This window comes from Stenotrophomonas sp. SrG, from assembly GCF_050031795.1.
GTDB classification, from domain to species: domain Bacteria; phylum Pseudomonadota; class Gammaproteobacteria; order Xanthomonadales; family Xanthomonadaceae; genus Stenotrophomonas; species Stenotrophomonas rhizophila_A.
In genome coordinates, this window is the sequence record NZ_JBNBBE010001444.1 from 1 (window position 1) to 234 (window position 234).

At 62.0% G+C, this 234-nt stretch carries 1 protein-coding gene; it reads left to right on the forward strand.

Going from position 1 to position 234, the window contains the following annotated elements; all coding sequences use genetic code 11:
* Nucleotides 1–234: hypothetical protein (locus ACQG3P_RS24180; RefSeq protein WP_426806465.1), on the forward strand; the 234-nt coding region annotated here is incomplete at both ends.

The window sequence follows — 234 nt, forward strand, 5'->3', positions numbered from 1 at the left end:
GGTCAACAAGACGTCCACGATTGAAGCGCTGACATCGGCCAAGGATCCTGATGCGATTCTCCGCCTGAACCGAACAGTCACCGTACCGGTACAGGACGAGCCGGCCACTCTCGCCGACGGCACCATGTATTTCCCTGCCGACTACGGGCAGCTGCGCAAGCGCACGCGGGACGGCCAGTGGAGCAACGTCGGCATGGACACCGAGCGCAAGATCATTGAGGTGGAGGCGTACGA